General features: G+C 67.8%; 22 protein-coding genes and 1 tRNA gene. 10 read left to right on the top strand and 13 right to left on the bottom strand.

The window, feature by feature from the left end; translation table 11 throughout:
* Nucleotides 1-2 precede the first annotated feature (2 nt).
* Nucleotides 3-1,223, bottom strand: coding sequence for an acetylornithine deacetylase (gene argE, locus AC5LXX_RS10065; protein ID WP_493409387.1), 1,221 nt, complete (start codon nucleotides 1,221-1,223; stop codon nucleotides 3-5).
* 105 nt (nucleotides 1,224-1,328) lie between these two features.
* The gene (mfd, locus tag AC5LXX_RS10060) at nucleotides 1,329-4,799 is read right to left on the bottom strand and encodes a transcription-repair coupling factor (protein WP_493409386.1); all 3,471 of its coding nucleotides are present in this window, start codon (nucleotides 4,797-4,799) and stop codon (nucleotides 1,329-1,331) included.
* Nucleotides 4,800-4,906: 107 nt separating this feature from the next.
* Between mfd and ispD the strand changes: the two genes are divergently transcribed.
* Together ispD and ispF are read left to right on the top strand one after the other, a co-directional pair.
* Nucleotides 4,907-5,617, top strand: coding sequence for a 2-C-methyl-D-erythritol 4-phosphate cytidylyltransferase (ispD, locus tag AC5LXX_RS10055; protein ID WP_493409385.1), 711 nt, complete (start codon nucleotides 4,907-4,909; stop codon nucleotides 5,615-5,617).
* A 28-nt stretch (nucleotides 5,618-5,645) separates the two neighbouring features.
* On the top strand, nucleotides 5,646-6,131 hold the full coding sequence (gene ispF, locus AC5LXX_RS10050; RefSeq protein WP_034188783.1) for a 2-C-methyl-D-erythritol 2,4-cyclodiphosphate synthase: 486 nt from the start codon (nucleotides 5,646-5,648) through the stop codon (nucleotides 6,129-6,131).
* A 145-nt stretch (nucleotides 6,132-6,276) separates the two neighbouring features.
* Here ispF and AC5LXX_RS10045 read toward each other — a convergent pair whose 3' ends face one another.
* The 4 genes from AC5LXX_RS10045 to ompR form a co-directional block, all read right to left on the bottom strand.
* The gene (locus tag AC5LXX_RS10045; RefSeq protein WP_011352388.1) at nucleotides 6,277-6,804 is read right to left on the bottom strand and encodes a carboxymuconolactone decarboxylase family protein; all 528 of its coding nucleotides are present in this window, start codon (nucleotides 6,802-6,804) and stop codon (nucleotides 6,277-6,279) included.
* A gap of 76 nt (nucleotides 6,805-6,880) precedes the next feature.
* Nucleotides 6,881-7,429 carry a peroxiredoxin gene (locus AC5LXX_RS10040; RefSeq protein WP_006478563.1) on the bottom strand — a complete coding sequence of 183 codons (549 nt, stop codon included), beginning with the start codon at nucleotides 7,427-7,429 and terminating at the stop codon, nucleotides 6,881-6,883.
* Between the two features lie 189 nt (nucleotides 7,430-7,618).
* Nucleotides 7,619-8,980, bottom strand: coding sequence for an ATP-binding protein (locus AC5LXX_RS10035; protein ID WP_493409384.1), 1,362 nt, complete (start codon nucleotides 8,978-8,980; stop codon nucleotides 7,619-7,621).
* 40 nt (nucleotides 8,981-9,020) lie between these two features.
* Entirely contained in the window at nucleotides 9,021-9,755 is a 735-nt protein-coding gene (gene ompR, locus AC5LXX_RS10030) for an osmolarity response regulator transcription factor OmpR (protein WP_006478565.1), read from the bottom strand.
* A gap of 258 nt (nucleotides 9,756-10,013) precedes the next feature.
* Here ompR and AC5LXX_RS10025 point away from each other — a divergent pair, with 258 nt between their 5' ends.
* The 3 genes from AC5LXX_RS10025 to AC5LXX_RS10015 all read left to right on the top strand — a co-directional run bounded on the left by AC5LXX_RS10025 (nucleotide 10,014) and on the right by AC5LXX_RS10015 (nucleotide 13,216).
* Nucleotides 10,014-10,292, top strand: a complete 279-nt coding sequence (locus AC5LXX_RS10025; protein WP_124450473.1) for a hypothetical protein — start codon at nucleotides 10,014-10,016, stop codon at nucleotides 10,290-10,292.
* 133 nt (nucleotides 10,293-10,425) lie between these two features.
* Entirely contained in the window at nucleotides 10,426-11,928 is a 1,503-nt protein-coding gene (locus AC5LXX_RS10020; protein ID WP_493409383.1) for a DUF1800 domain-containing protein, read from the top strand.
* 67 nt (nucleotides 11,929-11,995) lie between these two features.
* Nucleotides 11,996-13,216 (top strand): DUF1501 domain-containing protein, encoded by a 1,221-nt coding sequence (locus AC5LXX_RS10015; protein ID WP_493409382.1) that lies wholly within the window; start codon nucleotides 11,996-11,998, stop codon nucleotides 13,214-13,216.
* 7 nt (nucleotides 13,217-13,223) lie between these two features.
* Here the strand turns inward: AC5LXX_RS10015 and hpnD are convergent, their stop codons facing one another.
* The gene (hpnD, locus tag AC5LXX_RS10010; RefSeq protein WP_493400935.1) at nucleotides 13,224-14,057 is read right to left on the bottom strand and encodes a presqualene diphosphate synthase HpnD; all 834 of its coding nucleotides are present in this window, start codon (nucleotides 14,055-14,057) and stop codon (nucleotides 13,224-13,226) included.
* Between the two features lie 237 nt (nucleotides 14,058-14,294).
* Between hpnD and AC5LXX_RS10005 the strand changes: the two genes are divergently transcribed.
* Both AC5LXX_RS10005 and AC5LXX_RS10000 read left to right on the top strand, forming a co-directional pair.
* Nucleotides 14,295-14,381, top strand: a tRNA-Leu gene (locus AC5LXX_RS10005).
* 192 nt (nucleotides 14,382-14,573) lie between these two features.
* Nucleotides 14,574-14,867: a hypothetical protein gene (locus AC5LXX_RS10000; RefSeq protein ID WP_493409381.1), complete on the top strand. Its 294-nt coding sequence runs from the start codon at nucleotides 14,574-14,576 to the stop codon at nucleotides 14,865-14,867.
* A gap of 105 nt (nucleotides 14,868-14,972) precedes the next feature.
* Here AC5LXX_RS10000 and AC5LXX_RS09995 read toward each other — a convergent pair whose 3' ends face one another.
* From AC5LXX_RS09995 to AC5LXX_RS09980, 4 genes are all read right to left on the bottom strand, one after another.
* Nucleotides 14,973-15,203 carry a hypothetical protein gene (locus tag AC5LXX_RS09995; protein WP_124450463.1) on the bottom strand — a complete coding sequence of 77 codons (231 nt, stop codon included), beginning with the start codon at nucleotides 15,201-15,203 and terminating at the stop codon, nucleotides 14,973-14,975.
* 111 nt (nucleotides 15,204-15,314) lie between these two features.
* Nucleotides 15,315-16,424: a class II histone deacetylase gene (locus AC5LXX_RS09990; RefSeq protein WP_493409380.1), complete on the bottom strand. Its 1,110-nt coding sequence runs from the start codon at nucleotides 16,422-16,424 to the stop codon at nucleotides 15,315-15,317.
* Between the two features lie 14 nt (nucleotides 16,425-16,438).
* Nucleotides 16,439-17,647, bottom strand: a complete 1,209-nt coding sequence (locus tag AC5LXX_RS09985; RefSeq protein WP_493409379.1) for an MFS transporter — start codon at nucleotides 17,645-17,647, stop codon at nucleotides 16,439-16,441.
* A 21-nt stretch (nucleotides 17,648-17,668) separates the two neighbouring features.
* Complete coding sequence (locus tag AC5LXX_RS09980) at nucleotides 17,669-18,715, bottom strand: porin (protein ID WP_493409378.1); 1,047 nt, start codon at nucleotides 18,713-18,715, stop codon at nucleotides 17,669-17,671.
* A 301-nt stretch (nucleotides 18,716-19,016) separates the two neighbouring features.
* Between AC5LXX_RS09980 and AC5LXX_RS09975 the strand changes: the two genes are divergently transcribed.
* Nucleotides 19,017-20,162 carry a helix-turn-helix transcriptional regulator gene (locus tag AC5LXX_RS09975; RefSeq protein WP_493409377.1) on the top strand — a complete coding sequence of 382 codons (1,146 nt, stop codon included), beginning with the start codon at nucleotides 19,017-19,019 and terminating at the stop codon, nucleotides 20,160-20,162.
* Between the two features lie 99 nt (nucleotides 20,163-20,261).
* Nucleotides 20,262-21,260 (top strand): 2-dehydropantoate 2-reductase, encoded by a 999-nt coding sequence (locus AC5LXX_RS09970; RefSeq protein WP_493409376.1) that lies wholly within the window; start codon nucleotides 20,262-20,264, stop codon nucleotides 21,258-21,260.
* A 179-nt stretch (nucleotides 21,261-21,439) separates the two neighbouring features.
* On the opposite strand, the gene AC5LXX_RS09965 is transcribed toward AC5LXX_RS09970, so the two are convergent.
* Nucleotides 21,440-21,889: a MarR family winged helix-turn-helix transcriptional regulator gene (locus tag AC5LXX_RS09965; protein WP_069256909.1), complete on the bottom strand. Its 450-nt coding sequence runs from the start codon at nucleotides 21,887-21,889 to the stop codon at nucleotides 21,440-21,442.
* A 62-nt stretch (nucleotides 21,890-21,951) separates the two neighbouring features.
* A complete protein-coding gene (locus AC5LXX_RS09960) occupies nucleotides 21,952-23,121 on the bottom strand; it encodes a glycerate kinase (RefSeq protein ID WP_493409375.1) in 1,170 nt (389 codons plus the stop codon).
* Between the two features lie 388 nt (nucleotides 23,122-23,509).
* On the opposite strand from AC5LXX_RS09960, the gene tig reads away from it, so the two are divergent.
* Entirely contained in the window at nucleotides 23,510-24,856 is a 1,347-nt protein-coding gene (gene tig, locus AC5LXX_RS09955; protein WP_493400925.1) for a trigger factor, read from the top strand.
* The last annotated feature ends 46 nt before the right edge of the window (nucleotides 24,857-24,902 follow it).

Genomic DNA, 24,902 nt, shown 5'->3' with positions numbered 1-24,902 from the left:
AGTCAGTGCGCGTCGACCGACATGCTGCGGATGAACTTGCGCAGGAACTGCTCGCAGGCGGCGAGCTGCGCGAGCTCGACGTACTCGTTCGGCTTGTGCGCCTGCTCGATGTTGCCGGGCCCGCACACGACGCTCGGGATGCCCGCGCGTGCGAACAGCCCGGCCTCGGTGCCGTACGCGACCTTGCGCTTGTCCTGGTCGGCCGTCAGCGCGCGCACGAGCTGCGTGATCGCGGCCTGTTCGGTCGCGTCGAGGCCGGGTGCCGCGGCGATCTTCGAGAACTCGATCGCGGCATTCGGATGCTCGCGCAGCATCTGCGGCAACAGCGTTTCCTGCGCATACGCTTCGATGCGCGTGAAGATCTGCTCGGGATCGAGCGTCGGCAGGTTGCGGAATTCGAAGTCGAAGCGGCACTCGGCCGGCACGGTGTTGATCGCGTTGCCGCCCTGGATCGTGCTCGTCTGCGCGGTCGTGAACGGCACGTCGTACAGTTCGTCGAACGGGCCTTCGGCACGGAAGCGATCGGCGATGTCGCGGATATGGCAGATGAGGCGCGCCGCATACTCGATCGCGTTGAGCCCCTTCGGCGTCAGCGACGAATGCGCCGCGTGGCCGCGCACACAGCAGCGGTATGCGTTGATGCCCTTGTGCGCGATGATCGGCCGCATGCTGGTCGGCTCGCCGACGATGCAGCCGGACGGCTGCACGCCGCGCTTCACGAGGTCGGCGATCATCAGCGGCGCGCCCGCACAGCCGATTTCCTCGTCGTAGGACAGCGCGAAATGGATCGGCTTCGCGAGCTTCGTCGCCTGCATCTCGGGCAGCAGCGCGAGCGCCGCGCCAATGAAGCCCTTCATGTCGCAGGTGCCGCGGCCGTACAGGCGGCCGTCGCGGATCTCCGGCGCGAACGGGTTGCTGTCCCATTGCTGGCCGTCGACCGGCACGACGTCGGTATGCCCCGACAGCACGATGCCGCCGTTGGTCGAGCCGTCGTGCGCGGGCACGGTTGCGAACAGGTTTGCCCAGCCTTCGCGCGGATCATGCGTGATCGTCGACACGATGCCTTTCGCGGCGAGTGCATCGCGCACCGTTTCGATCAGGCCGAGGTTCGGCACGCGGCTCGTCGTGTCCATCGACACCAGTTGCTTGACCCACGGCAGGCTGACGAGCGATTCGTCGCCCCGGGTTGCGGCGGACGGCGCCGTCGCGTCGAGAGTGGACATGGCAAAACTCCGTCGGATGAATGGGAAAATCATACTCAAAAACGCGCCGGCCCGCCTTCGTCGGGCGCGATGCGGTGCAGCAACGTCGCGCCCGTCGGTATCGCGTCAGCGCGCCGCGGCGGCCGCGCCCTGTTTCGGGCCGAGCGCACGCAGCGTTTCCTTGATCGTCGACACGCGGATCGCGAGGTCGGGCGAGCGCGTCTCGATGCGCAGCTTGTCCTGCCCCGCGAGCTTGATGTGGCGATGCTTCTGCACCATGTCGATGATCCGCATCGGATCGATCGGCGGATTCGGCTCGAACTGCAGCCCGATCGCGACTTCGCTCGCGTCGATCTTCACGATGCCGAGCGGCTTCGCGGCGATCCGCAGCCGGTGCGTCTCGACGAGTGCGTGCGCCTGCGGCGGCAGCTTGCCGAAGCGGTCGATCAGTTCCTCCTGGATGCCGTCGATCGCGTCGCCGTGCTCGCAGTTCGCGAGCCGCTTGTACAGCGACAGCCGCTCCTGCACGTCCGCGCAGTAGTCGGCCGGCAGGATCGCGGGCGCATGCAGGTTGATTTCCGTCGTCGCGGCGAGCGGGGCGGTGAGGTCGGGCTCCTTGCCGTTCTTCAGCGCCTTCACCGCGTCGTTCAGCATGTCCGTGTAGAGCTGGAAGCCGATCTCGTGGATCTCGCCCGACTGCTTGTCGCCGAGCACTTCGCCGGTGCCGCGGATCTCGAGGTCATGCATCGCGAGATAGAAGCCCGAACCGAGTTCCTCCATCTGCTGGATCGCCTCGAGCCGACGCTGCGCCTGCTTGGTGAGCGACTGCGGATCGTGGACCAGCAGGTACGCATAGGCCTGGTGGTGCGAGCGGCCGACACGGCCGCGCAGCTGGTGCAGCTGCGCGAGGCCGAACTTGTCCGCGCGGTGCATGATGATCGTGTTCGCGCTCGGCACGTCGATGCCGGTCTCGATGATGGTCGTGCACAGCAGCACGTTCGCGCGCTGCGCGACGAAATCGCGCATCACGCGTTCGAGTTCGCGCTCGTGCATCTGGCCGTGCGCGATCACGATGCGCGCCTCGGGCACGAGCGCCTCGAGCATCGCCTTGCGGTTCTCGATCGTCTCGACCTCGTTGTGCAGGAAGTACACCTGGCCGCCGCGCTTCAGCTCGCGCAGCATCGCCTCGCGGATCACGCTTTCTTCCTCGCGGCGCACGAAGGTCTTGATCGCGAGCCGCTTCTGCGGCGCGGTCGCGATCACCGAGAAGTCGCGCAGCCCTTCGAGCGCCATTCCGAGCGTGCGCGGGATCGGCGTCGCGGTGAGCGTCAGCACGTCGACCTCCGCACGCAGCGCCTTCAGCGCTTCCTTCTGCCGCACGCCGAAGCGGTGCTCCTCGTCGATGATCACGAGGCCGAGCCGCTTGAACTGCACGTCCGACGACAGCAGCTTGTGCGTGCCGATCACGATGTCGACGCTGCCTTCGTTGATCTGCGCGATCGCCGCGTTCACTTCCTTCGCGGTCTTGAAGCGCGACAGCTCGACGATCCGCACCGGCCAGTCCGCGAAGCGGTCGGCGAAGGTCTGCGTGTGCTGCTCGGCGAGCAGCGTGGTCGGCGACAGCAGCGCGACCTGCTTGCCGCCCAGCACCGCGATGAACGCCGCGCGCAGCGCGACCTCGGTCTTGCCGAAGCCGACGTCGCCGCACACGAGGCGGTCCATCGGCTTGCCGCTCGTCATGTCGCCGATCACGGCCGCGATCGCCGCGGCCTGGTCGGGCGTTTCCTCGAAGCCGAAGCTTTCCGCGAATTTCACGTAGTCGCGCGGATCGAGCGAGAACGCGTGGCCTTCGCGGGCCGCGCGGCGCGCGTACAGGTTAAGCAGTTCGGCGGCCGTGTCGCGGATCTGCTGCGCGGCCTTGCGCTTCGCGCGTTCCCACTGGCCGGAGCCGAGCGCGTGCAGCGGCGCGCTGTCGGGATCGGCGCCGCTGTAGCGCGAGATCACGTGCAGTTGCGCGACTGGCACGTAGAGCTTGCTGTCACCTGAGTATTCGAGATGCAGGAATTCGGTCTCGCCTTCGCCGAGATCCATCGACACGAGGCCCATGTAGCGGCCGATGCCGTGCTGGGCATGGACGACCGGGTCGCCGACCTTCAGCTCCGACAGGTCGCGCACCATCGCGTCGACGTTGCTCGCCTGTTCCTGCCGCCGGCGGCCCGCGCGGCGGCCGAGCGCGCCGTACAGCTCGGTTTCGGTGACGAGCGCATAGCCTTCGCCCGGCACCGCGAAGCCGTTGGCGAGCGGCGCGACGCCGAGCGCGAAGCGTTCGTCGCTCGCGAGCCAGCCGGCGAAGTGGTCGTTCGACGCGGGGCGCAGGTGATGTTCGGCGAGCAGTTGCAGGATCGTCTCGCGACGGCCGGCCGATTCGACCGTCAGCAGCACGCGCTTGCCCGACGATTCGACGAACGTGCGCAGCGACGCGAGCGGATCGTCCGCATGGCGGTCGACGGTGAGTTCCGGTAACGCGGTCGCCCAGCCGCCGGCCGGCTGCGCGGGCAGCACGACGCGCGCGAACGGCTTCGCGAACGCGAAGAAATCCTCGTCGGACAGGAACAGCCGCTGCGGCTCGAGGATCGGCCGCTCGCGATCGTGCGCGAGGAACGCGTGACGCTGCTTCGTGTCGGCGGTGAAGCGCCGGATCGACGCCTCGAGATCGCCGGTGAACACGAGGTGCGCGTCTTGCGGCAGGTAGTGGAACAGCGTGGCCGTTTCGTCGAAGAACAGCGGCAGGTAGTACTCGATGCCGGCCGACGGCACGCCGTTGCCGATGTCCTTGTAGATCGGCGCGCGGCTCGGGTCGCCTTCGAAGGTTTCGCGCCAGCGGCTGCGAAAGGCCGTGCGCGCGGCTTCGTCGAACGGGAACTCGCGGCCGGGCAGCAGGCGCACGTCGCGCACCGGGTAGAGGCTGCGCTGCGTGTCGGGATCGAACGCGCGGATCGAGTCGACCTGGTCGTCGAACAGGTCGATCCGGTACGGCAGCGGCGAGCCCATCGGGTACAGGTCGATCAGCGAGCCGCGTACGCAGTATTCGCCGGGCCGCACGACCTGGCTCACGTGCTCGTAGCCGGCCAGCGTCAGCTGCGCCTTCAGCTTCGCCTCGTCGAGCCGCTCGCCCTGCGCGAACGCGAACGTGTACGCGGCCATGAACGAGGCGGGCGGCATCCGGTACAGCGCGGTGGTCGCGGGCACGAGCAGGATGTCGCAACGGCCCTCGCCGAGATCGTGCAGCGTGGCGAGCCGCTCGGACACGAGGTCTTGGTGCGGCGAGAAGGTATCGTACGGCAGCGTTTCCCAGTCCGGCAGCAGGCGCACGCGCGCATCGGGCGAAAAGTAGCGGATTTCCTGCGACAGCCGTTGTGCGTCGACCGCGTTCGCACAGATCACCGCGAGAAGCGGCACGTCCTGGCGGTTGTCGGCGAGATAACGGGCGATGGCGAGCGCGTCGGCGGAGCCGTGCGTGCCGTCGAAGGCGAAGCGCTGGCCGGGTTTGACGCGCGCAACGGGCGAGGCGGACGGGGTGGAAGCGTTATCTGGCATAGGGACGACAGGGGTGGCGTGCACGGGCGCATCGCGGTGCGCCGGTCGAGACGAAAGACCTATTATAAAATCCGCTTCTCGATTTCATCTTTCCGGCGTTTCCCTTCGTGACTCCCCGACTTTTCGCCCTGATTCCCTGTGCCGGCACCGGCAGCCGTTCCGGCTCGGCCGTGCCGAAGCAATATCGCACGCTGGCCGGCCGCGCGCTGCTGCACTACACGCTCGCCGCGTTCGACGCGTGCAGCGAGTTCGCGCAGACGCTCGTCGTGCTCGCGCCCGACGATTCCCATTTCGACGCGCGCCGCTTCGCGGGCCTGCGCTTCGCGGTGCGCCGTTGCGGCGGCGGCTCGCGGCAGGCGTCGGTGCTGAACGGGCTGCTCGAGCTGGCCGAATTCGGCGCGACCGACCAGGACTGGGTGCTGGTGCACGATGCGGCGCGCCCCGGCATCACGCCGGCGCTGATCCGCACGCTCGTCACGACGCTGAAGGACGATCCGGTCGGCGGCATCGTCGCGCTGCCGGTGGCCGATACGCTCAAGCGCGTGCCGGCCGGCGGCGACGCGATCGCGCGCACGGAGTCGCGCGACGCGCTGTGGCAGGCGCAGACGCCGCAGATGTTCCGCATCGGCATGCTGCGCGACGCGATCCTGCAGGCGCAGCGCGACGGCCACGATCTGACCGACGAAGCCAGCGCGATCGAATGGGCGGGCCACACGCCGCGCGTCGTGCAGGGCAGCCTGCGCAATTTCAAGGTCACGTACCCGGAAGATTTCGCGCTTGCGGAAGCGATCCTCGCGCGCCCCGCGAACGCTTCCTGACTTTCACCCCATCTCAATCGGAACACGCATGGATTTCAGAATCGGACAAGGCTACGACGTGCACCAGCTCGTCGAAGGGCGCCCCCTCATCATCGGCGGCGTGACGATTCCGTACGAGCGCGGCCTGCTCGGCCACTCGGACGCGGACGTGCTGCTGCACGCGATCACCGACGCGCTGTTCGGCGCGGCGGCGCTCGGCGACATCGGCCGCCATTTCTCCGACACGGACGCGGCGTTCAAGGGCGCGGACAGCCGCGTGCTGCTGCGCGCGTGCGCCGAGCGCGTGAAGGCGGCCGGTTTCACGATCCAGAACGTCGACAGCACGGTGATCGCCCAGGCGCCGAAGCTCGCGCCGCACATCGACGGGATGCGCGCGAACATCGCTGCCGATCTCGGGCTGCCGCTCGATCGCGTCAACGTGAAGGCGAAGACCAACGAGAAGCTCGGCTATCTCGGCCGCGGCGAAGGCATCGAGGCGCAGGCCGCCGCGCTGCTAGTGAAGCAGGGCGGCTGACGGCGGCTGGCGGCGGCGCGCGGTGAGCGATGCGCGCCGTGCACCGTTTCGCGGAAATGAAAAATGCCACGCATGAGCGTGGCATTTTCGTTTGAAGCGGGCGCCGCTCCCGGCATCGCTGCCGGTCGAGCGGTGCAGCAACCGCTTATTCGCCTTCGGCGGCGATCACTTGCGCGGCGGCGTTGATCACCGATGCGATGCGGCCGACGTCGCGCAGCTGCGTGACGGTCATCCCTTGTTCGTTCTTCAGCAGCGCATAGTGCGACTTCACGCAGAAGTGGCACTTGCCGACGATCGACGCGGCGAGCGCGTACATCTCGAACTTGCGCTTGTCGACGCCGCCGTGCGTCGCATAGGCGCCCATCCGCAGTTCGGCGCGCTGCGTCTTCAGGTCGGCGTCGTCGGCCATCTCGACATACGGATACCAGGTGTTGTTCATCCCCATCAGCGCGGCCGCCGTCAGCACGGCGTTCGTCTCTTCGGGCGACAGGACGCCGGCTTCGCGGATCGTCTTGATGAGCACCGTGCTCTTCGCCGCGATGGCCGCCGCCAGTGCGACGCCCACCGCGTCGGTGCCTTCGAGCGACGAGCGCGAGATCGTGCCGTCGAGGTTCAGGCGAATGTCCTTCGCGTAGTCGGGGATGCGTGCCTTAATCGAATCGATGAATTCCATTGATATCTCCTATGGGTTGGCCGTTAAAAAAGCCCGCAGGCAGGACGTGCGCCGCGGGCTTCGTGCATTGCTACGCTTACAGCGTTGCGCCGCCGACTGCGCGGTTGCACGGGCACAGTTCGTCCGTTTGCAGGCCGTCCAGAATGCGCAGGACTTCTTCCGGGCTGCGGCCGACGTTCAGGTTGTTCACCGAAACGTGCTGGATCGTGTTGTCCGGATCGACGATGAACGTTGCACGCAGGGCCACGCCGGCTTCCTTGTCGCGCACGCCGAGCTGGTCGATCAGCTCGCCCTTGACGTCGCCGAACGAGTAGTGATTCAGCTTGTCGAGGTCCTTGTGTTCACGGCGCCATGCGAGCTTGACGAATTCGTTGTCCGAGCTGCCGCCGAGCAGGACGGCATCGCGCTCTTCGAACTGCTTCGTGAGCTTCGCGAATTCGACGATTTCCGTCGGGCACACGAACGTGAAATCCTTCGGATAGAAGTAGATGATCTTCCACTTGCCCGGGAACGACGCTTCGGTGACGGTCTCGAATGCCGACTGGCCGTTTTCCTCGTGATTGTTGAAGCCCGGCTTCGCGGCTACGACGGTGAAAGCTTCGAGTTTATCGCCCACGGTTTTCATGCGGATACTCCTGTATGAGTTGGGAAGAAGACTGAGTCAAGCTACCTCGGTGCTGCAACGATGATGTGACAGCATGGGCAAAACTATAACACTATTAGCAAAGCACTTCAATAGATTTTGACTAACGATCTTCATAGCTTTTTTCAACCGGATCGATAGTGTGCGGTGCAAGAAGCGTGCGCGAGCGCGTCACGCAGTCGCACGTGCCTTGCCGGCACCGGGGAATTCGAGCGTCACTTCGAGACCCGCTTCGGGGTTCCGGTTGCGCAGGCGCAGCGCGCCGCGATAGCGGCCGACGAGCCGCAGCACGATCGCCATCCCGAGGCCCGTGCCGTCCGCCTTGGTGCGTGCGGTGTCGACGCGGTAGAACGGCCGCATCACGAGCGGCAGCTGATCCTCGGGGATGCCGGGGCCTTCGTCGCTCACCGACAGCTCGACGCGCGCATGCGACACGCGGGTCTCGACCGTGATGCGCGAGATGCCGTCCTGCTTGCTCTGGCCGTACTTGCGCGCATTCTCGACGAGGTTGCCGATCACGCGGCGCATGTCGGTCTCGTCGGCCTCGATGATCGCGCTCGGCGCGAGTCGCGTGCGGATCTCGACGCCGTCCTCGCCCGAGACGCGCGCGGCGACTTCATGCGCGATCGACGACAGGTCGACCGGCTCGGGCTTGCGCTGCGACGGGCGCGCGTAGTCGATGAAGGCCGCGATGATGCGGTCCATCTGCTCGATGTCGTCGACCATCGCGTCCTTGGTCGCCTGGTCGGACGGACTCATCTCGGTTTCGAGCCGCAGCCGCGCGAGCGGCGTGCGCAGGTCGTGCGAGATGCCCGCGAGCATCAGCGCGCGGTCGGCCTCGAGCTGCTCGAGGTCGCGCACCATCTGGTTGAAGCTGCGATTGGTCTCGGCCGCGACGCCCATTCCGCGCTCGGGCAGCAGTTCGGGCGTCTGGCCCGAGCCGATCTGCCGCGCGGCGAGCGCGAGCCGCGAGAACGGCCGGTTCACGAGGCTCGTGATGAACGCGGAGCCGAATAGCGACAGCGCAAGCGCGAACAGCCCCCAGCCAGCCCACTGCAGGCCCGTGACGTTGTCGAGCTGGTCGCGGTCGAGCGCGACCCAGTAATCGTCGTCGTCGATCTTGAAGCTGATCCACACGCCGGGAATGTCGTTGACCGACTGCGCGATCACGGTATCGTCGCCGAGGCGGCTGCGGATGTCGTGTTCGATCAGGCGGTTCAGCGATTCGTCGGGCTGCAGCTTGAACTTGTCGGTTTTCTCGCGCGGGTACACGCGCACGCCCTCGTTGCTCTCCAGATCCTGCAGCAGCGCGCGCCGCAGATCGGGATCGGAATAGAGCAGGGCGGTGCGCGTGAGCTTCACGACCGCGACGAGCTGGAGAGCCACGCGCTGCGCACGCGGCTCGCGCTCGATTACTCGAAAGCTCTGGAACCACGCGGCGAGACTGACCGAGATCAGCAGCGCGATCAGCAGGAAGGTGCGCCAGAACAGCCCGCCGAACGCGAGCTGCAGGAGGCGCCGGTCGATACGCATGGGACGGGCCGTGGGCGGGCGAAACCGGAAAGGAAAAAGGTCAGGCGGCGCCGTCCGGGATGAACACGTAGCCGAGGCCCCAGACAGTCTGGATGAAGCGCGGGCTGCCCGGATCCGGTTCGATCAGCTTGCGCAGGCGCGAAATCTGCACGTCGAGGCTGCGGTCGAACACTTCGTATTCGCGGCCGCGCGCGAGCTCCATCAGCTTTTCGCGCGACAGCGGCTGGCGCGGATGGCGGGCGAACACCTTCAGCACCGAGAATTCGCCGGTCGTCAGCGGAATTTCCTGGCCCGACTTCGTCAGCGTGCGCGTGGCGAGGTTCAGCGAGAATTCGCCGAATTCGAACACCTCGGTGGTTTCCGACGGTGCGCCCGGCAGTTCGGCCGGCGCCTGGCGGCGCAGCACCGCATGAATGCGCGCGACGAGTTCGCGCGGGTTGAACGGCTTCGGCAGGTAATCGTCGGCGCCCATCTCGAGGCCGACGATGCGGTCGACATCCTCGCCCTTCGCGGTGAGCATGATGATCGGCGTGCGGTCGTTGCTGCCGCGCAGGCGGCGGCAGATCGACAGCCCGTCTTCACCCGGCAGCATCAGGTCGAGCACGAGCAGGTCGAAACGCTCGCGTACCCAGAGCTTGTTCATCGCGGTCGCGTTTTCCGCGACGTATACGTTGAAACCCTGCTCGCCGAGATAGCGGCGCAGCAGGTCGCGCAGGCGAGGGTCGTCGTCGACGACGAGAATCTTGGAGGGGTTTTTCGTTTCCATGATCGGCATCTTATCGCGAATGGGAATTGACGCACGGTCACGTATTTTCGTGCGTTACAGTCGGTTACAAAATTTACCCGTAGTGTCGCGCCGAGTAAAGGCAGGCTATAGAGATTCCTTTACTCGAAGCCGAAATTCGGTAGATACTCCCCTGCACTCCATCATTCATCTTTGTACACCCGATTTCCGCAGGGTTTTTCAAGTACCAGAGGTAGCCGGTTGCCGCGTGACGAAGGGAACAAATCGACCAAAGAAGCGAGGACGGTCATGCGATCTGCCCGGATTGCACTGATGCTGACGATCGCGCTCGCCGGTCCGTATGCGTCGAACTTCGCGTATGCGCAGCGCCCCGAGCAGGGCGCACCGTCGCGCAAGCTGCCGCGCGGCAAAGCGCCGCAGTCCGACCGTACCGCCGAGATGACGGTTCGTTCCGCCGTGCCTCCCGATCTCGAGCAGCACCGCCGCGACGGGCACATGACGCCCGAGGAGCGGCACCTGCTGCGCCAGCACATCGAAGACGCCGTTCGCGAGTTGTACAAGCGCTGATACGCGCCGTCTTTCGCCCTGCGTGAACTTTCCCCTCGGAAAGAATTCGTAGCACTTTTTCCGTCAACTTTCGCCCACCGAATGCCGTTGTACCGGCATCCGCACCGCCGGTGCGTTCCGGGAGTCCATGACGATGAAAGCGAACGCTGCCGCACCGGCGCCGTCGCCTGCCATGCAGTCGCCGCTCGATGCCGACGACGCACTGTTTTTCCTGAGCCGCACCGGTTTCTCTCCCGCACCCGCCGACGTCGCACGCATCGTCGGCATGACGCGCGCGCAGGTCGTGGCCGACACGCTCGGCAGCGTGCGCCGTGAACCCGTGACGACGTGGCCCGACTGGATCGCCGAGCTGCCGCCGACGCGCGCGCAGCGCCAGGCGCTGACGCCCGACATGCGGCGCGACGAGCAGCGCGAGCGCAACGTCCGCTACGATGCGTTGCGCGCGGCCTGGATCAACGAGATGGTCGTCACGCCGTCGCCGCTGACCGAGCGCATGACGCTGTTCTGGCATGGCCACTTCACGTCGGGGCAGGACAAGGTGCCTTACCCGCAGACGATGGCCGCGCAGAACGCGCTGTTTCGCCGCGAGGCGCTCGGCAATTTCGGCACGCTGCTGCACGCGGTCGCGAAGGACCCGGCGATGCTGCAGTATCTCGACGGCGCGAGCAATCGCAAGGGGCGTCCGAACGAGAATTTCGCGCGCGAGGTGATGGAGCTGTTCACGCTCGGCGAGGGCCATTACACGCAATACGACGTGACCGAGGCCGCGCGAGCGATGACGGGCTGGACGGTCGATCCCGATACGCTGCGCTTCGAGGTGCGGCCCGAAGCGCACGATGCCGGCGACAAGACGATACTCGGTGAAACGGGGCCGTTCGACGGCGACGGCTTTCTCGACATCCTGCTCAAGCGGCCGGGCACCGCGCGCTTCATCGCCGGCAAGCTGTGGCGCGAGTTCGTGTCCGACACGCCCGATCCGGGCGCGCTCGATACGGTGGCCGAACGGTTCCGCGCGAGCGGCTACGACATTCGCACGGCGCTTGCCGCGCTGTGGTCGACCGATGCGTTCTGGGATCCGCGCAACCGCGGCGTGCTCGTCAAGTCGCCGGTGGAATTCGTCGTCGGGTCGGTACGGCTGTTCGACGTCGCGTACGGCGATCCGCAGATGCTCGCGAACACCGTGCGCACGCTCGGGCAGAACCTGTTCTATCCACCGAACGTGAAAGGCTGGCCGGGCGGCGCGCTGTGGATCAACAGCACCACGCTGCTGTCGCGCAAGCAGTTCGTCGAGCAGTTGTTCCGCGCGACGGAGACGGCCGGCATGCACCCGCCCGCGCATCCGATGGCGCCGTCGCCGAATGCGCGGGCGCATGCGATGCCGGTGGTCGACGCGGCGTCCGCGGCCGGCTTGCGCGGCACGCCGGCGAAGCCCGCGCGAGGCGGCCTGCGGTTCGACCTCGAACGCTGGCTCGCGCAATATCGCGCGCGTCCGCAGGCGATCGCGGGATTGTCGACCGAGCTGCAACTGCAGCACGCGGTGCTGCAACTGTCGCCGGTCGCGGCGATCGACACGGATTCGACCGGCAGCGCGTATCTCGAGGCGCTGCTGATGGATCCGGCCTATCAACTGAAATGAAGCAAACGACGACGAAGCGGGGCGCCGCCGCGGCAAAGGTGCCGGACGGCGAACCAAAGGATGCGCGATGAACCGACGTGATTTTCTGACGCTGACGGGCGCCGCCGCCGCGGCCGGCGTGTCGATGTGGCAAGCGCCCGCGATGGCGGCGGCCGCGACGCAGGCGGGGCGGCCGCCGGCGGCAGGCTATGCGAACGTGCTGATCCTCGTCGAGCTGAAGGGCGGCAACGACGGGCTCAATACCGTGGTGCCGTACACGGACCCGCTGTACTACCAGTTCCGGCGCAGCATCGGCATCAAGCGCGAGCAGGTGCTGCAGCTCGATGCGCATACGGGGCTGCACCCGTCGCTTGCGCCGCTGATGCCGCTGTGGCGCGACGGGCAGGTCGCGGTCGTGCAGGGCGTCGGCTATCCGCAGCCGAACCTGTCGCATTTCCGCTCGATCGAGATCTGGGACACCGCGTCGCGCTCGGATCAGTACCTGCACGAAGGCTGGCTCACGCGCACGTTCGCGCAGGCGCCGGTGCCGCCCGGTTTCGCGGCGGACGGCGTCGTGCTCGGCAGCGCCGAAATGGGGCCGCTGTCGAACGGTGCGCGTGCGATCGCGCTCGTCAATCCCGCGCAGTTCATCCGGGCGGCCCGGCTCGCCGAGCCGTCGTCGCTGCGCGAGCAGAACCCGGCGCTTGCGCACATCATCGACGTCGAGAACGATATCGTGAAGGCGGCCGACCGGCTGCGCCCGCGCGGCGGCATGCGCGAGTTCCGGACGGCTTTCCCGGCCGGCGCGTTCGGCACGTCGGTGAAGACCGCGATGCAGGTGCTGGCCGCGTGCGAGGCGTCCGGGCCCGGCGCGCAGGATGGCGTCGCGGTGCTGCGCCTGACGCTCAACGGCTTCGACACGCACCAGAACCAGCCGGGGCAGCAGGCTGCGTTGCTCAAGCAGTTCGCGGAAGGGATGAGCGCGATGCGCGGTGCGCTGATCGAACTCGGGCGCTGGAACCAGACGCTCGTGATGACGTATGCGGAATTCGGGCGGCGGGTGCGCGAGAACCAGAGCAACGGCACCGATCACGGCACGGCCGCGCCGCATTTCGTGATGGGCGGCCGTGTGGCCGGCGGCCTGTACGGTGCGCCGCCGGCGCTCGGCCGGCTCGACGGCAACGGCAACCTGCCGGTCGCGGTCGATTTCCGCCAGCTCTACGCGACCGTGCTCGGGCCGTGGTGGGGGCTCGATGCGACGCGCGTGCTGCAGCAGCGCTTCGATACGCTGCCGCTGTTGAAGGCGTGACGCGTGGTCAGCGGCGGCGCGATGCGCGCCACGCGATCCACAGCTTGCGGATCGGCGTCAGCGCGATGCGCTGGTGCAGCACCTGGTAGCCGTCGCGCTCGATTTCGTCGAGCAGCGCGCCGGCCAGTGCGATCTGCGCGCGCAGCGTGCGCTGTGCGCGGCGTTCGGTTGACGGAATCGCCGCTTCGGCCGCCGCGAGCGCTTCGCGCGCGCGGGCCGTCTGGAATTGCAGCAATTCGGTGAAGGCCGGGCTGTAGCGGCCATTCAGCAGATCGGCCGCGGTCACGTTGTAACGCTGCAGTTCGTCGATCGGCAAATAGATGCGACCGTGGCGCGCGTCGTTGCCGAGTTCCTGTACGAACTGCGCGAGCATCAGCGCGCGGCCGGCATCGGCGGCCCACGGCTGCGGGTCGGCCGGGTTCGCGGAACTTGCGCGCGCAACCAGTGACGCGAACGTGCCGCCGACTTGCGTGATGTAGCGCTGCAGGTTGGCGAAATCGAGATAGCGCGCCTGTTCGAGGTCCATCCCGTAGCCGTTGACGAGCGTGCGCAACGCGTCGGCCTCGGCGGCGATCGCCGGATGATGCTGCGCAAGCGCCTTCGTGACGGGGTGCGACGGCTGCCCGTCGGCCAGCGCGGCGAGTTCCTTGTGCCACCACGCGAGCTTCGTGTGTCCGACGGTTGGGTCGCTGGTTTCCTTGACGGTTTCCTCCAGTTCGCGGCGCAGCGCGAACAGCGCCGTCAGGCGCGGCTGCGTGGCGAGCGGCGCCTGCCGCAGTGCGTAGTAGACGCTGGAGCCTGCAGGGGCGGCCTTTTGCTGACAGTAGTCGTCGAAGTTCACGGGCGGAATCGGGTGGGGGGCGGGTTCGGGGGACGCGCGGCGGCGCGGTGCCGAAACGTCGAGCGCGGCATTCTAGCATCGCGGCACGACGGGTGCCGGCGGGGCGAGACAAGGCCGCACGGATCGGGTAGAATCTCGCGCTCGCCTGATCGGGCGTGCCGGTTTTCGGGCCGGCATGAAGTCCCGGGCGCGTGGCGCATGCTTCTTGCGTGCCGCGCGGTCAGGCGACAGAAATGCGCGTGAGTGGCGAAATTGGTAGACGCACCAGGTTTAGGTCCTGACGCCCGCAAGGGTGTGCCGGTTCGAGTCCGGCCTCACGCACCAAAAGCCGAACGCACCCCTGTCGGGGTCGTTCACGAAAAAGCGCTGCCGGTCGACCGACCGCAGCGCTTTTTTCATTGATGTCCGTTTTATTCGCCGACGTGCGTCCGTACGAACGCACACTGAAATCGGGCCGCGTGTAGTATCGAGTTCGCGATCGAATACGAGAAGCACAAATAGACCGAGGGGCCACCGATGAAAAACACCGTACGCATTCCGATTTCCGTCCTGGCGCTGATGCTGGCCGCGCCGGCTTTCGCCAATACGCCTGCCGAGAACATCGCATGGAGCGCTAAATCCGTACAGACGGTTGCATCGTCGTCGGCGTGCTCCGCGTACTCGGGGCGCGTGATGTCGAGCGGCGAGACGCTGTCGACTGAAAACGTACTGAAAGCGCTCGGCACGTCGCTGGCTGGCGCCGCGCTCGGCGCCGTCGCCGGCGGATATCAGGGCGCAGCGCCCAATCCGTGCCCACGTCCCGGCCTGTGACCAGCGCGCAAGCGAGTCGAGGCGTTCTCCGCTTCATCTGACACGAGCCGACAACACAAGCGCCGCGCGTCGCCCGATCGCGGCGCTTCGTCGTTTCAGGCGCGCCTACTCCCAGAAACTCCGGATCGCGACAGCGACGATCACCGGCACCGAGAACACCAGCGGAATCGCGAAGTACTGCGCTTCGCGATCGACGACCCAGCTATAGATCACCCACGCCGCGCCGATCGCGAACGTGATGAGACCGACCGTGACGGCGGCAATGTTCTGGACCAGCTTCGACGGCTGGCGGCGCGTTTTGGCATTGTCGTTGTCATCGCGCGGGGACGATTTCATCGGAAGAGTGCGGCCTCGGGCCGGAACAGGGGTAAAGGCACAGGAAACCCCATCCGCACGGATCGCGCAAGGGCCGGCGCGCGCCAGCCCTGTCACATCCGTTCCCGAGCGTTACAACCCGAACGATGCAGCCAGTTCGTCGAGCAGCGCGCGCTGGAACGCGACGAACCGCTCACCGGGCTGCTGCGCGATCGCGAGATCGAGCATCGGATCGGCGACATCTGTGCGAATGCCGCTCAGTTCCTCGACGATCGCGAGCCCGCAGAATGGCACGTACGCTTCCGAATACCCGCCTTCGTGAACGATCACGAGCCGCCCGCCGCAATGGCGCTGCGCGGCATCCTTCGCCGCGCGCGTCATGAACCGGTAGCTGTCGGTATGCAACTGCATGCGCGCGAGCGGATCGACGGCGCTCGCGTCGAGGCCGTTTGCAATGACGATCAGCTCGGGCCGGAAGCGCGCCAGCGCCGGCAGCACGATCCGCTCGAACGCGTAGCGATACGCGTCGTCGCCGCTGCCTGCCAGCAGCGGCACGTTCAGGTTCGCGCCCAGGCCCGCGCCTTCGCCGCGGTCGTTGGCGCCGCTGTAGCCGGGCGGAAAGCAGCGGTCCTGGTGCAGCGAGATCGTCAGCGTGTCCGGATCGTCGTAGTAGATCGACTGCGTGCCGTTGCCGTGATGCACGTCCCAGTCGATCACCGCGACGCGCTCGATGCCGTGTTTCGCACGGGCGGCCTCGATCGCGATCGGAATGTTCGCCAGCATGCAGAAGCCCATCGGGCGGTCGCGCAGGCAGTGATGGCCGGGCGGCCGCGACAGCGAGAACGCATTGGCCGCCCGCTCGCCGACGACCGCATCGACGGCCGCGATCGCGAGGCCGGCGGACAGCGCCGCGATCTCATAGCTGCCCTTGCCGAACGGCGCGAGATCGCCGAGGTCGCCGCCGTTCGCGTCGCTGAGCGCGCGGAACGCATCGAGATAGTGCGCCGGATGGATGCGCAGCAGATCGGTGGTCGTGGCCGGCTCGGCACCGCGCAGGTCGAGATGTGCAGCGAGGCCCGACGCCTGGACGAGCGACAGGAAGCGGCGCTTCGACTCGGGCGATTCCGCGTAGCCCGCGCTCGACGGCGGCTGAACCCAGCCGCCGACCGGAAAGAACAGCGCGTGCGTGCCGCCGGTGTGCCAGAAAGTGCGTTCGTCGGTGAAGAAGGCAGTGCGATTCATGGATGTGTGACCTGTCACGGTTGGGAGGAAAGGGCGGGCCGTGCGCGGCGATCGATATGGCGCAGCGCGGCGAACGACACGATCGCGACGGCCGTTGCGGCCGCGAACAGCGCGTGCATCGTGCCGCCGGCGTCGAGCATCAGTCCGGCGAGCAGCGGGCCGGCCGCGAGACCGGCGCCGATCACGAAATTGAGTGTCGCGACGAGGCGGCCCGACGTGTCGATCTGCGCGACGGTCGCGAGGATGAACGGCAGTACGAACGTCCACGCGAACTTGAACGCGAAGATCGCCGCGCTGTAGCCGCCGGTGTCGCGCATCGCGGCGAGCGCGACGAGCGACGCCGCGAGCAGCGCGTAACCGGCCGCCAGCATCGCGCGTCGCGCGAGCCGGCCGCCCGCGCACGAGGCGAGCGCCGCGCCGGCGATCCCCATCACGCTTGCGATCGCGAGCACGTTGCCGGTCGACTGCGGATCGAGCCCGGCCTCGGCCGCCGCGCGGCTCGCGAACGTCCACACGCTGCCGATCGCGAGATAGAACGTCAGCACTGCACCGATGGCGAGTACGACGAAGCGTCGCGGCGTCTGCATCGCGCCGCCGCGCGCGGATCGCGCAGGCGTCGTCCGCGCGCCGAGCGTCGACGGAAAGCCGCGCGACAGCGGTGCCGCGAGCAGCGCGAGCGCGGCGAGCGCGACATACAGCGCGCGCAGCCCGAACGCGGCGAATACATGCGGCAGCACGAACAGGCCGATCGCGCCCGCGATCAGCTGGCCGACGACCCACAGGCCGTACACGCGGTCGCTGTTCTCGCTTGTCGCCGCGCTCGTCATGCAGAGCACCATCAGCGAGCCGCCGCCGAGCGCGGTGACGGCGCGCAGCGCGAGCAGCGCGGCGAAGCCCGGCATCCACACCGCGGTCAGCAGGTTGCCCGCGCCGAACAGCGCGATGGAGAATGCGGCAACGCGGCGCGCGTCGACCCGGCCGAGCCACAGGTACGACGGCACGGTCGCGAGGCTGAACGCACCGAGTTCGACGAAGAAGTAGGTGCCGATCTGCGACGCCGACAGCCCGAGTTGCGTCGCGAGCTGACCGGCGACGGCCGGTGCAACGAGCAGCAGCAGCGGCGTGATCGCCGCGAATACGACGAGCGCGACGAGCGTCAAGCGTGCGAAGGCCGGCGCGCGGCCGTCGGGCGAGCGTGCGGCGTCCGGGGACAGGGTTTTCATGGCGGGATCTCGTTGGGGAAGTCAGAACAGGTGGTACATGCCGACCATCGCGCCGAACTGGGACGCGCCGGCGAGCGGCGTCGGGTCGTACTCGTAGACGGTCTGCGAGCTCTGGCCGCTGTTGCGCGCGTAGCCGAGGTTCACGTACGCGACGGTGCGTTTCGACAGCGCGTACGTGGTGCTCGCGATGAACAGCGTCGGGTGGCCGATCGCGGGCGTAGGCGAATCGGTGTGGTAGACGCCGACGTTCAGGCCGATCCCGCTCGACGTCTGGTAGCGCGCACCGCCCCAGACGATCGTGCGCGCCGCGTCGAGATCGCCGGTCAGGCGTTCGACGCCCGCATAGACGGTGAGCGGCAGCGTGGCGAACGCATAACGCGCGGCCAGCGTGCCGAGTTCGCGGCGTCGCGCGGACGTGTCGTCGGCCGGCGACACCTCGCCGTGCGCCTGATGCAGCACCGCGCTGACCGACAGGCCGTTGCTCGTGTACTGGCCACCGAGTTCGAGCACACGGCCGGCGCGCGTATTGCCGGCGACGCCGGACGTCGCGGCGAGCGCCTCGACGTCGAAGCCCGCGAACGTCGGCGACTGGTACTTGACCGAATGGTCGATGAAGTTCGCGTTCATCGGCACGAGGACGCCTTGTCCGCTGTACGACGCGTACCAGAGCGGGTCGTAGAACAGCGTCTTGTCGAACAGCACGCTGAACTGCCGGCCGAGCGTGACGGTGCCGACCGGCCCCGCGATGCCGACGTACGCGCCGCGGAAGAACGCGTAGCCCGGTGCGGTCGCGGTGCCGTCGTTGAGGTTGAGGCCCTGTTCGAGCTTGAACAGTGCCCGCCAGCCGCCGCCGAGATCGTCGTGGCCCTTGATCCCGACCTGCGAAGGCAGGATGCCGTAGTTCTGCAGCTGCACGCGCGAATGGCGCCCGTCGACGTGTGTCAGGTATTGCACGCCGGCGTCGAGCGCGCCGTACAGCGTGAGGGCGGATTGCGCATGCGCGGCGGCGCTGCACGCGGCAAGCGTCGCGGCGGTCGTGGCCGTGCGGATGAAGCGGGATTTCGTCACGTGGGGTTCTCCATACCGTGCTGCATCGTTTGTCGTTGGTGTAGTCGGGACGCAGTGTCCGCAGCGGGAAAACCTTCGAACAGTCGTACAGATGAACGGTGTGGAAAACCCGCGGTGCGCGGCGTCGACGCCGTGCGAGGCCGCGGCACGGCGTGCTGAGCAGCAGCAACGTGCCGCGCACCGTTCAAATGGATGGGGCTGGCGCCCGTTCCGGCACCGTGACCCGCCAAAAAAGCCGCTCGATATAATCGGCCGGTGTCGTTGCGCACGTCAGCAGCCCGATCGGGCAGGGGAGCGAAAGGTGAGGATCACGACGGATATCGGGCAGGATCTCGATGCGCTGCGCGACGTGCCGGCCGCCATCGTGCTCGACGAATTCGCGTGGCCGCCGCTGCCGTCCCGGCGCGCCGATTTCGACGGCGTCACGCATGGCGACGCCGCGCAGCGCGAACTCGGCCTGATGCTGCTCGACCTGTACGCGGTGGCCGCGCGGTCCGGCATCGGCGAATTCGAATGCCGGTTCTTTTCGCTGCTGCAGGCGCTCATTCCGTTCGACGCCGCGTGGACCGGCGTCGCGACCCATGCGCCGACCGGCCCCGTGATGCACAACAGCTTCCTGTACCGTCTGCCCCATGCGTTCTTCATCGACTGGAAGCGCGTGCGCGATTGCGATCCGCTGGCGCACCGCACGTTGCACGGCGCGCATGGCCGCGCGGTGCGGCTGACGGTCGTCGAGCCGGGGCTCGACGTGCGGTTTCGCGACTGGTGCGTGAAGTACGGGCTCGCGCAGCTGATGTGCGTGTGCACGCTCGATCGCCGCTTCGGCCTGACGACGTTCATGTCGATATACCGGCAGGGCCTCAACCGCCCGTTCAGCGACGACGATGCGCGTCGTTTCGAGGAGGTGATTCCGCACCTCGCCGCCGCGCTGACGATCAATCGCGCCGCGCAGCTCACGCGCGAGCGTCCCGAGTCGGTGGCGCCGGCGGCGCGCGCGCTGTGCGACAACTTCGGGGTGCTGCACCATGCCGATAACGGTTTCGACGACGTGCTGCGCACCGAGTGGCCGGCCTGGGCCGGCGCGCGCGTGCCGGACCCGCTCGTCGCGCACCTGCGGCGCCAGTCGGGCCAGCCGTTCGTCGGCGACGCGCTGCGCATCCAGTGCGTACCGGTCGCGGGGCTGTTCCAGATCGAGGCGCGGCCGCGCTCGCTGCTCGACCGGCTGAGCCCGCGCGAGCTGGCCGCGATCCGCTATTACGGTGCCGGGCGGTCGCACAAGGAGGTCGCGCAACAAATGGCCATTTCGCCGACGACCGTGCGTCACTACCTGCGCTGCGCGTACCGCAAGCTCGGCATGCACGACAAGAGCCAGATCGCAGGCGTGCTCGGCGCGACGGGCGGCGTGGCCGACGGCGAGCCCGTTGAAGCCGACGGCATGCCGCGCTGAAGCCTGCGGATGCGGGCGCATGGCACAGTTCCGCGGAATAGTTGTGTCTGCAACCATTGAGCGCTATGCTCGTCAGCTCCCATGAGACGGAATTCCATCATGAACGACACGAATTCGGGGTCGGTGCGCGCGGCGGTGGTCGGGGTCGGCGCGATCGGCGGATTGCTCGCGGCCGCGCTGTCGCGGGCCGGCATGACCGTGAGCGCGTACGCGCGCGGCGCGACGCTCGACGCGCTGAACGCGCACGGCGTGCGCGTGATCGACGAAGCGGGCGCAACCTCGTCGGTGCCGGTGCGTGCGAGCGACGATGCGGCCGAGCTCGGCGTGCAGGACTACGTGGTAATCGCGCTGAAGGCGCAGGCGCTTCCGGCGCTGGCCGAGCGCATTGCGCCGCTGGTCGGGCCGGACACCGTGATCGTCGCGGCGATGAACGGGCTGCCGTGGTGGTTCACGCACGGGTTGGCAGGATCGCTCGACGGCGTGCCGCTCGACGCGGTCGATCCGGCCGGCGCGGTGTCGGCCGCGTTGCCGCCTGCGCAGGCGATCGGCTGTGTCGTGCACCTGTCGTCGAGCACCGATGCGCCGGGCGTCGTGCGCCGCGGGCGCGGCAACCGGCTGATCGTCGGCACGCCGGATCGGCGGCTCGACGTGGCCGCGGCACGGTTTGCCGCAGCGCTCGCGGCAGGCGGTTTCGACGTCGAGTCGACGCCCGCGATCCGGACCGAAATCTGGACGAAGCTGTGGGGCAACATGAACATGAATCCGCTGAGTGCGCTGACGGGGTCGACGGCCGAGCAGTTGCTGGACGATCCGTTCACCCAGGAACTCGCGCTGCGGATGATGGAGGAGGCGGCTGCGATCGGCGCGAAGCTCGGCCTGTCGACGGGGATGAGCGGGCCCGAGCGGATCGCGGTTACACGCAAGCTCGGCGCGTTCAAGACGTCGATGCTGCAGGATGTCGAAGCGGGGCGTTCGCTCGAGATCGGGCCGATCCTCGGCGTGTTTCCGGAGCTCGGCCGCAAGCTTGACGTGCCGACCCCGTACTGCGACGCGGTGCTCGGGCTGCTGCGCCAGCGTGCGGCGAACAGCGGACTCTAGCGCGTGCCGGGCGGCCGGCGGTGCGGCCCGACGCCGGCAGTGCCGGCGGTGAAGCGCGGGACGTTCGTCGAACCCGGCGCATGACGCAAAGCGGGCCGCCCGCATTGCCGGTCAAGCAACGTGGACGGCCCGTCGAATTCGTCGGATCAATATTGCCGGCGCGGAGCCGGCGATGCGGCTCAGTCGTCCCGCTCGGTGGCGTGCGCGACGACCTTGTCGAGCAGCCGCTCGAACGTCTGGCGTTCGCTGTCGGACAGGCAGGCGAGCAGGCCGTCGTTCCATTTGCGCACGATCGGCATGATCTTGCGATGCAGCGCGCGACCATCGGCAGTCAGCGCGATCAGCACGATCCGGCCGTCTTCCTCGCTCGCGCTGCGCTCGAGCAGGCCCTGGCGCAGCAGCGCCTCGGCCGCGCGGCTGGCCTGGCTCTTGTCGAGATTGGTGTGACGCGCGAGATCCATGATCGAGAACGGACCGAACGCACCGACGGCGGCGATCACGCGCGCCTCGGGCAGCGAGATGTCGAGCTTGTGCCGGTACACCTCGCCGATCCCGCGGTCGGAGCGCTTCGTGAGCGCGTGGAGGCGATAGGTCAGAAACTGATCGAGCCCGGCTGGACGGCCTTTCATGTCGAATCCTGAAGAAAAAGGGCGGGCCCGATTGTTCCTGTATCGCGCGCTCGGGTCAACGGTCAGTGTGCACCGTATTTCAGGCGCGTCAATTGTTCCGCTTCGTTCGCGAGCAGATTCGCCGCGTCGCGGATCGCGACGTCGAGCGTGATCGGCCCGGGCGCCGGCGAAAAGCAGCCGGAAAAATGCTCGGACAGGCGCGGCAGCGCGGCCGGGTCGACCGCACCCGACAGCAGCGACGCGGGCACGCCGGCGGCCTGCGCATGACGGCACGCGATGAACGGCGCCTTGCCGTGCAGCGTCTGTACGTCGGAGCGGCCTTCGCCGGTGATCAGCCAGTCGGCGCCGGCGAGCGCGGCATCGAGCCCGACCTGGCGCGCGACCACTTCGGCGCCGGCTTCGAACTGCGCGCCGAGCATGTGCAGCGCGAAACCGAGGCCGCCCGCGGCGCCTGCGCCCGGCAGGTCGCGGGCGCGACCAGCGGACGTGCCCGTGGGCCGGCGATCGAGCGCGGCTTCGAGCAGGTCGGCGAAGCGGGCGAGGGCGGCGTCGAGGATCGCAACCTGCTCGGGCGTCACGCCCTTTTGCGGGCCGAACACGGCGGTCGCGCCGTGCGCGCCCGTCAGCGGGTTGTCGACGTCGGACATGCCGACGAATTCTGTTTCCTTCAGGCGCGGGTCGAGCGCCGACGCGTCGATGCGCGCGATGTCGGCGAGCCGCGACGGCACGGGCTCGACCGGCTGGCCGCCGGCGTCGAAGCACTGCAGGCCGAGACCGGCGAGCAGCCCCGCGCCCGCGTCGTTGGTGCTGCTGCCGCCGAGCGCGACGAAAAAGCGGCGCACGCCGCCGTCGAGCAGCGTGCGGATCGCCTCGCCCATCCCGCGCGTGCTGCGCGCGTCGACCGGCACGCTCATGCCGACCGCGTCGGTAATGCCGACGATCTCGGCCGTCTCGACGATCGCGGTGCGTGCGTCGATCACGCCGACCGCCGCGTCACGCGCCGCGAGCGACGCGCCGGCCACCTGCAGCGTGCGCCGCGTGCCGCCGCCCGCCAGCATCGCGTCGAGCGTGCCTTCGCCGCCGTCGGCCATCGGGCAGCAGCGCACGACCGCGTCGGGCCGGGCGCGGCGGATGCCGGTGGCGATCGCGTCCGCGACCTGCTCGGCGGAAAGCGAGCCTTTGAACGAATCGGGCGCGATGACGACGACAGGCGCGGACGGGTGTTGCGGCATGGTGTCTCCGGAAGGCGTGATTGGTGTGAGGAATGGCGAGGCCGCCATGACGGCTCACTGTCTATCGGAGCTTACAGGATGGCGGGCCCGCGGAGGATATGGCGTTCGGCATAGCGGCGATCCGCGCGCATTGCGGTGCGCGGGGCCGTCGGCATGGCGGGGAGGCATGCGCGGTGTGCTGATCTGGCGGTACGAGGAAAATTGTTTGCTAGAATAGTCGATTCTTCCGGCCAAAGCCGTGCTCCGAGCCGCTTGCGCTAGCCATCCGGCGCGTGCAGGGATGGCGTGGCGCTCCGGCGTGGCGTGTGGGTGCGACGCACCGCATGCTGCAGGCAGGCACGGCAAGGAAAACCCGATTCGCTCGAATAATTTTAGGACGATTGAAGCCATGGCTAACGTTGTTGAGAACCTCGGCAAGCTTGAACGCCGCGTGACGATTTCCCTGCCGAAAGACACCGTGCAGAAGGAAATCGACGCCCGCATCCAGAAACTCGCGAAGACCGTGCGCATGCCGGGTTTCCGCCCGGGCAAGGTGCCGGTGAAGATGGTCGCCCAGCAATACGCGGGTCAGGTCGAAGCGGAAGTGCTGAGCGACAAGATCGGCCAGGAATTCTTCACGGTCAGCCGCGCGGAAAACCTGCGCGTTGCCGGCCAGCCGAGCTTCGAGCCGAAGCAGGAACAGGCTGAGGACGCGTACGCGTTCGACGCGACGTTCGAGGTCTACCCGGAAGTGAAGATCGGCGATCTGGCGACGGCTGAAGTCGAGCGCTCGACGACGTCGATCGGCGACGCCGAAATCGACCGCACGCTGGACATCCTGCGCAAGCAGCGCGTGCACTTCCACGCACGCGGCGAAGCCGGCGAGCACGGCGACGGCGGCGCGGACACCGCAGCGAAGAACGGCGACCGCGTGACGGTCGACTTCGTCGGCAAGATCGACGACGTCGCGTTCCAGGGCGGCACGGCCGAAGATTTCCCGTTCGTGCTCGGCGAAGGCCGCATGCTGCCGGAATTCGAAACCGCCGCGCTGGGCCTGAAGGTCGGTGAAGCGCGCACGTTCGACCTGAAGTTCCCGGACGACTACCACGGTGCCGACGTTGCCGGCAAGACGGCGCAATTCACGGTCACGATGAAGAAGATCGAGTGGCCGCACCTGCCGGAAATCGACGCTGAATTCGCGAAGTCGCTCGGCATCGAAGACGGCGACCTCACGAAGATGCGTGCCGAGATCAAGGAAAACCTCGAGCGCGAAGCGAAGCGTCGCACGCAGTCGATCGTCAAGAACCAGGTGATGGACGCGCTGCTGAAGATCTCCGAACTCGACGTGCCGAAGGCGCTGATCGAGCAGGACCAGCAACGCCTCGTCGAAATGGCTCGCCAGGATCTGGCGCAGCGCGGCGTGCCGAACGCGAAGGACGCACCGATCCCGGCGGAAATGTTCGCCGAGCAGGCAGAACGTCGCGTGAAGCTGGGCCTCGTGCTGGCCGAGCTCGTGAAGTCGAACGGCCTGGAAGCGAAGCCGGAACAGATCCGCGCGGAAGTCGACGAGTTCGCGAAGAGCTACGAAGACCCGAAGGAAGTGGTCCGCTGGTATTATTCCAACCAGCAGCGCCTCGCCGAGATGGAAGCGTTCGTCGTTGAAAGCAACGTCGTCGATTTCGTGCTGGGCAAGGCGAAGGTGACGGACAAGGAAGTGAGCTTCGAGGCACTCGCGAGCGCATCGGCGCAAGCGTAAGTGTTGCTCTAGCGGCGTGCCGGCTGTCGGAGCGACGGCCCGCACG

This window comes from Burkholderia torrens, from assembly GCF_984668525.1.
Note: the sequence above shows the minus strand (reverse complement) of the source record. Positions and strands in the feature narration are given on the sequence as shown.

Bases quoted from the DNA above. Each gene is read 5' to 3' on its own strand.
- argE (WP_493409387.1), bottom strand. From the start codon at position 1,223: ATGTCCACTCTCGACGCGACGGCGCCGTCCGCCGCAACCCGGGGCGAC.
- mfd (WP_493409386.1), bottom strand. From the start codon at position 4,799: ATGCCAGATAACGCTTCCACCCCGTCCGCCTCGCCCGTTGCGCGCGTC.
- ispF (WP_034188783.1), top strand. From the start codon at position 5,646: ATGGATTTCAGAATCGGACAAGGCTACGACGTGCACCAGCTCGTCGAA.
- AC5LXX_RS10045 (WP_011352388.1), bottom strand. From the start codon at position 6,804: ATGGAATTCATCGATTCGATTAAGGCACGCATCCCCGACTACGCGAAG.
- AC5LXX_RS10040 (WP_006478563.1), bottom strand. From the start codon at position 7,429: ATGAAAACCGTGGGCGATAAACTCGAAGCTTTCACCGTCGTAGCCGCG.
- AC5LXX_RS10035 (WP_493409384.1), bottom strand. From the start codon at position 8,980: ATGCGTATCGACCGGCGCCTCCTGCAGCTCGCGTTCGGCGGGCTGTTC.
- ompR (WP_006478565.1), bottom strand. From the start codon at position 9,755: ATGCCGATCATGGAAACGAAAAACCCCTCCAAGATTCTCGTCGTCGAC.
- AC5LXX_RS10025 (WP_124450473.1), top strand. From the start codon at position 10,014: ATGCGATCTGCCCGGATTGCACTGATGCTGACGATCGCGCTCGCCGGT.
- AC5LXX_RS10020 (WP_493409383.1), top strand. From the start codon at position 10,426: ATGAAAGCGAACGCTGCCGCACCGGCGCCGTCGCCTGCCATGCAGTCG.
- AC5LXX_RS10015 (WP_493409382.1), top strand. From the start codon at position 11,996: ATGAACCGACGTGATTTTCTGACGCTGACGGGCGCCGCCGCCGCGGCC.
- AC5LXX_RS10000 (WP_493409381.1), top strand. From the start codon at position 14,574: ATGAAAAACACCGTACGCATTCCGATTTCCGTCCTGGCGCTGATGCTG.
- AC5LXX_RS09995 (WP_124450463.1), bottom strand. From the start codon at position 15,203: ATGAAATCGTCCCCGCGCGATGACAACGACAATGCCAAAACGCGCCGC.
- AC5LXX_RS09990 (WP_493409380.1), bottom strand. From the start codon at position 16,424: ATGAATCGCACTGCCTTCTTCACCGACGAACGCACTTTCTGGCACACC.
- AC5LXX_RS09985 (WP_493409379.1), bottom strand. From the start codon at position 17,647: ATGAAAACCCTGTCCCCGGACGCCGCACGCTCGCCCGACGGCCGCGCG.
- AC5LXX_RS09970 (WP_493409376.1), top strand. From the start codon at position 20,262: ATGAACGACACGAATTCGGGGTCGGTGCGCGCGGCGGTGGTCGGGGTC.
- AC5LXX_RS09965 (WP_069256909.1), bottom strand. From the start codon at position 21,889: ATGAAAGGCCGTCCAGCCGGGCTCGATCAGTTTCTGACCTATCGCCTC.
- AC5LXX_RS09960 (WP_493409375.1), bottom strand. From the start codon at position 23,121: ATGCCGCAACACCCGTCCGCGCCTGTCGTCGTCATCGCGCCCGATTCG.
- tig (WP_493400925.1), top strand. From the start codon at position 23,510: ATGGCTAACGTTGTTGAGAACCTCGGCAAGCTTGAACGCCGCGTGACG.